Raw genomic sequence first — 6,398 nt, 5'->3', positions numbered from 1 at the left:
ATCAGCCGGAATATCTGCCTGTGTATCGGTGAGTAACAATTTGGCGGCACAGTCATCGATCAACCAGTTTTTCCGCTCATCCGGCACACTGGGATCCAGGGGGACGTAAACGGCACCGGCTTTCAGTACTGCTAGTTGTGCCATCACCAGTACCACGGAGCGCTCAAACATCAGCACAATCGAATCGCCGGGGCAAACGCCTTGTCCGATTAACTGGTGAGCCAACTGATTCGCCCGTGTATTCAACTCGCGGTAGCTCAGGGATTCATCACCCATTATTAAAGCGGTCGCCTGTGGGGTTTTCGCCACCTGCTGCTCAAATAACTGATGGAGACACCATGCCTCTGGATAGGCAGTTTCCGTTGTATTCCAAGTAGTTAATAACAGTGTACGTTCTGCTTCCGGCAGGATATTCAACTGCCGTACCGGGGTTTCCGGCGCCTGTTCCAGCGCCGCCACCAGACTTTCCAGCGCCTGCTGCATATAGCCGCATATCCGCGCCGGCTCAAACGGCTGCACGACCTGCGCCGTTAAGCCTAACGCCTCACCAAAATCTTCCACTGACAGTACAAAGGGATAGTTGGTTCGCTCCTGTTCCCCAACAAATTCAATCCCTCTGACCAGTTCACCTGACATTCCCAATAAGACATTGTGTCGATAATTCAACAAAGCACTAAAGAGGGATGTACCACGGTCAACCCCACTACACTGCTGCGCCAGCGCCAGTGATGCATGTTCATGGGCTAATAATCCCGCCAGCCGGCGATGGGCGGCCTGCACGCTGTCCCGTACCGGTATATCATCAATATCCAGCCGCAACGGTAAGGTATTAATAAACAGCCCCATCCCATTCCCTGTTCCTTCGCCACCAGTCATACGTCCAAACAACACGGTGCCGAATACCACTTTTTCCTGTCCACAGACCCGTGACAACACCTGGGCCCAGGCCAGATGACACAAAGCCGCCAAACTGACGCCTAACTGCCGGGCCTGACTGCGCAAGCGATTATTCAGCTCAGGCGTTAACATTTGGTGAAATTCCGTCACCTGTGAACCGTCACGATGCACCTCTGTCAAGCCAAACGGCAGCGTCGGCTCTTCCACTTCAGCTAACATTTCAGTAAAGAAACGGGTATCGGCTTCCTGACTCATCCCCAATCGGGACTGAGCCACCAGATTGCGAAACGGCACCGGTACAGGCAGATTTTCCTCTTGCCCTGTCAAGTATAACTGGACTTCACGGTGCATCATTTCTAGCGCTTCATGGTCGCCAATCAGGTGATGGTGCAATTCCAGTAAGAACCAGCGGCCATCAGTTTCCTGCGCTACAACAAAATGCAGAAGCGGAGCCTGACCCAGAACCAAGCGATAATGACGCGGATCAAAACGCTGACTTAACTGGTCAATGACCGGACCATCAGCCGGATCCAGCGTCAGCTCAGTCACTGATAAGTCAGCATGACGCCAGACGACCTGTACTGGCACGGATATGTTTTGCCAAATAAAGGCGGTGCGTAAGATATCGTGCCGCTCAATGATTTGTTGCATCGCTGCCAGATAACTATCCAGCAAAGCGCGATCAGCAAAAATCATCTGGACGGTCAACAAATACGGATCGCCTTTCTGCGCCAATAAGTGATGGAACAAAATACCGTCCTGCAAGGGCGATAAGGCGTAGATATCCTGAATATTTTCTATCCCACCCGGCACTTGTTCAACAATTTGGTCAACATCTGCCTGGGTTAAATCCACCAACGGTAACATCGCCGGGGTCAGTTGCTGTGTTGCGGGAGTAATCATATTGGGTGGGACTTCGATAGTCTGATGCTGCCCCAACATTTTCGCCAGATCGGATAACACAGGCGACCGGAATAAATCACTCGCCGCCAGCGCCAACCCCTGCTGATGCAGGTGCTCAATCATACGCATCGCGAGCAGGGAGTGGCCACCCAATGCAAAGAAGCTGTCATGGCGGCTAATTTGCTTAATGCCCAATAACTCACTCCAGACTGTCGCCAGTATCGTTTCCTCTTTCCCTTGCGGGGCGTCATACACCTGCCGGACAAATGCTTCATCGTCGGGGGCCGGTAATGCCCGGCGATCCAGTTTGCCATTCGGAGTCTGCGGGAAGCTGTCCAGACGCATAAAGGCTGCCGGCACCATATAATCCGGCAGAAGTGCACTCAGATGGGTACGCAAGCTGTTTATCCACTCGTCATTCTCTTCCTCCCTCACAGTTTCCGCCACGATATAAGCCACTAACCGCCTACTTTGTCCGTCATCCAGTGCCAGCACTGCTGCCTGATTCACTGCTGGATGCTCCAGCAAACGGGTTTCAATTTCCCCCAATTCGACACGGAAGCCGCGGATTTTTACCTGCTGGTCATTACGACCCAGAAACTCCAGGTTTCCGTCCGGCAGGTAACGGGCCACATCCCCGGTACGATACATCCGGGCACCCGATACGGGGCTAAAAGGGTCGGGGATAAAGCGTTCTTCACTTAAAATTGGCTGGTTCAAATACCCCCGCGCAACCCCCACACCACCAATGTAGATTTCCCCTGAGCAACCTAGCGGTACGGGTTGTCCATTGTTGTCCAGTAAGTAAATACGGGTATTGCTGAGGGGCCGGCCGATGGAACGATCATCGTCCGAAGAGAAGACTTCTTGACAGGTGGCGGTAACGGTATTTTCCGTCGGGCCATAAGCATTTAATAACCGAGGGCGGTGACCCGACTGGGCAAACCAGTCCTGAAGGGCTTTTTTCTGCACAGCTTCACTGCCGATGATAACCAATCGGAGCGCGTCAGGTAGTGCTAATTCTGGCTCTCTGGCTGCCAGTTCAGACCAGAATAACGTGGGCAGTAACAGCACCGTGATACGGTTTTCCCGCACTAAGGTGATAAATTCTGTCATTGATTCCAGCCAGCTATCATCGCGAATAACCAGCGTAGCACCATAACATAATGAGGAGAAACACTCCTCAACCGCAACATCAAAGGCAAACGCCGCAAACTGCAATACCCGATCCTGCGCCGTCACGCCATACTGTTCATTGACGCCCAACATGCGCTGATAGACCGCCTGATGCTCCACCATCACCCCTTTTGGTTGACCGGTGGAGCCGGAGGTATAAATCACATAGGCCAGATTTTGCGGTGTTAACATTGAAACTTGTGGGTTACTGTCCGGTTGATCCGGCTGCATCGTCGGGTCAAGTACCGTCAACTCAGCCAGTATCTTGTCACCCAATATGGACTGTCCGGTGCCATCCGCCAATATTACGGATGGGGCACTGTCATTTAGGATATATGCCAGACGCTCAGCCGGGTAGGTAATATCCAGCGGCACATAAGCCCCACCGGCTTTCAGTACTGCGAGTAGTGACACCACCATGGCCTGTGAGCGTGCCACGCAAATGGCAACCCGTTGCTCCGGTCCAATTCCCTGCTCAATCAATTGGTGGGCCAGCCGGTTAGCGCGGGCGTTTAATTCAGCATAACTCAGTGTTTGCCCCTGATACTCAAGTGCCGTAGCCTGTGGGGTCTTTTGTACCTGTTGCTCAAACCACTGATGAATACACAAGGCTTCAGGATAAAGGATTTCAGTCGGGTTCCAGGTTTCCAATAGCAATGTCCGTTCCACCTCCGGCAACAAATTAAGCTGCTCAATGGGGATATCATCACTTCTTCCTTTTGATAACAGCAACATCTGTAAATGGTTATCCATGCGCGCAATCACTTCCGCACTCAGGCGATTTTCATCATAGATCCAACGGAAAAAACCGCCCTGCTCATTTATCTGAAGTGTCAGCAATTCACCCGACGCTTTTTGATCACACTGTCTGTCATCCTGTATCACCGAAACCGCTATCGACCACGGATAGTGAGTGCTTAATTCAGGGATGGCGTGCAATGAAGGTAAATGAGAAAGGCGGTCATAATTGAATGTCTGGTGTTGCGCCAGTTGGGTAAGTTCATCATCAACCGCGTCAGCTACCCCATACCACGGTTGATCCAACGCCACTGCAATGTCCATGGGCACCACTGAGGCCAGATTTGCCTGGTTATCGTTTAATGCTACCCCCCAGCCGATTTGGCATACTGGCTGCTGAGTCAGACGCGCAAGATAGATAACAAATGCTTGCAACACTATTCGCCACGGCTCTTCTTGACCACTTTGAAGAGACGGGGACTGCCAACAGCTGATTGCCCAACGGGGTTCAGCAATCTTATGGGGAATGTCGAAAGGTAACTGGAGGGGGTGCAAAGCGGCAAGACGCTGATACCAAAATAATTCACTGGGTGTGAGTGATTGTAGAGTATTTATTCCAGAAAGTGCTTCACCATTAAGACTATTTCCCGTTGTAGCAATGTTATCTTTCATTTATTTATTACCTCATCTCAACGAATCTGTTAGTTGTTTGAAAATATTCAGTCTGTAGGATCATCAAAAATATTTTTTCTTACTTTTTTTCATTTGACTGGAGAGAAATACAACTCATGCATAAAACATGGATCAAAATATTTAGGCAGTACTTTTTGTCAGGCTTTAAATACAATAGCCCGATGAATAGTGATAATGTTAACGTTATGAAATAATAATTTTGTTAACAATGAAAAAATAATTAGCCAGATAAATTGGAATAGGACATTCTATTTTTATTAACTCCATTTACTATCCTCATAAATAGCAATAGAATCGCAGATTAAAAATACTTAAACCCTAATATATTTTATAACCATTGAAGCCATTTGATTTCTCTACTTCAAGATACAGGTTTAAAATTATTTTACTTATAATAAATCCAATTATTTAATTAGTTTACATTCTTGGGTATTAAAATATATACAATCAATAAAAATATTATTACTCTCAATCGTGCAATAATATATACCCTATTAACTTGAAGATGCAAATTTCATTACCTTAAAAAGATTTATTCTCTTTTTCTCCAAGCGAGACTTAAAAAAATGATGAACACAGTAGCAGTGATAATAGTCGCCTGTGACTAAAAAAACAGGGAAAATTTTCAAAAAACTTCCCACCAAAATATAATTGGAGATTTAAAATAAGCGGCTATTTTTTGCACAAATATAAGGTGTTATCTTCGATGATGAGGGTAACAAAAACAGTCGAATTTTCCGGGCATAATTTATTTAAAACCAGCATCTTCAAGTTGAAAAGATTTATATAGTATAAGTGGCGAAAAATAATCTTAATAAAATTTCACTTTGATCACCACTTGTCGTCATTTCATCAAAACATTATCAGGTGACTGAATTATCAGATTTAAGATCTGAGTTAATACCGGGTTATTCATTTTTTCGTCAAGTGAACCATTTTTATTAAAGGAGCCGAATATTATGGCTAATAGAAATAATAAAACGTTAAGATTAATTTTTCCTCAGTGGCAAGGAGGAAATAATCCTCCCTATTATTTTGGCGCAAAACTTTTGTCGTGGCTTGCCCCACAATCTGCCGGACCTGTTGAGGAAGTCCCTGTAACTCCACCGACAAAAATCCCTCTCAGGGAGGAAGGTGGAATAATGGGACGTTCTGCACTAACTGAACAATTAACCATCGCACGTCAATTAATTGAGCAGCATTCTCCTGATTCTGTTGTCGTTCTGGGGGGAGACTGTCTTGTTTCTCTTGCGCCATTTTCTTGGCTGAATGAAAAATATGCAGATAAACTGGGGATATTGTGGATTGATTCACACCCTGATGTGCAAACTCCAGTTCAGTATAAAAACGCTCATTCCCATGTTCTCGGTGCCCTGATGGGGAATGGTGATACTGATTTTACTAGTACAGTAAAATTACCTATATCCCCGCAAAACATCATGATCGCTGGTATGCATACGCCACTGGAATATGAGGAAAAATTCATTTCAGATCACGGAATTCACACCTGCTCTCCTGAAGAAGTAAGAACCGGCGCAGAATCCGTAATGGAATGGATTAAAACGCAATGCATTGAATATTTGGCTATTCATATAGACTTAGATGTTCTTGATCCACATAACTTCCGTTCTGTTTTATTCGCACAGCCAGGACGAGGTGAAAATGATTTTGGCGGCATAGCGGAAGGTAAGTTAACTATTTCAGATATTGTGAACTTAATCAATCGCGCTACCTCTGACACAAAGACAGTCGGTCTGACTATTTCTGAGCATCTTCCCTGGGATGCCATTAACCTTAAAGCCATGCTGGCTCAACTTCCACTATTGGGTAAATAAAAATTAGAAGCATATCAATTCCGTGTATTGAGATTCTGTGTATTGAGAGGCCAGATCCATTCGGCCTCAGTTTTTTTTAAATAATGAATGTTTATATTAATCCATGCACATACGATGATATTCTTCAAACAAGTGCCAACAATTTTTATTGATCTC

At 46.2% G+C, this 6,398-nt stretch carries 2 protein-coding genes; one reads left to right on the top strand and one right to left on the bottom strand.

The features are described from left to right. Nucleotides 1-4,386: amino acid adenylation domain-containing protein (locus AAC852_RS03920; RefSeq protein ID WP_340619908.1), on the bottom strand; the 4,386-nt coding region annotated here is incomplete at its 3' end. Nucleotides 4,387-5,366: 980 nt separating this feature from the next. On the opposite strand from AAC852_RS03920, the gene AAC852_RS03915 reads away from it, so the two are divergent. After that, the gene (locus AAC852_RS03915) at nucleotides 5,367-6,242 is read left to right on the top strand and encodes an arginase family protein (RefSeq protein ID WP_340619907.1); all 876 of its coding nucleotides are present in this window, start codon (nucleotides 5,367-5,369) and stop codon (nucleotides 6,240-6,242) included. Nucleotides 6,243-6,398 lie beyond the last annotated feature (156 nt).

The sequence above is a fragment of the Xenorhabdus siamensis genome (assembly GCF_037996745.1).
Classification (GTDB): domain Bacteria; phylum Pseudomonadota; class Gammaproteobacteria; order Enterobacterales; family Enterobacteriaceae; genus Xenorhabdus; species Xenorhabdus indica.
This window is presented reverse-complemented; position numbering and strand designations above follow the sequence as displayed.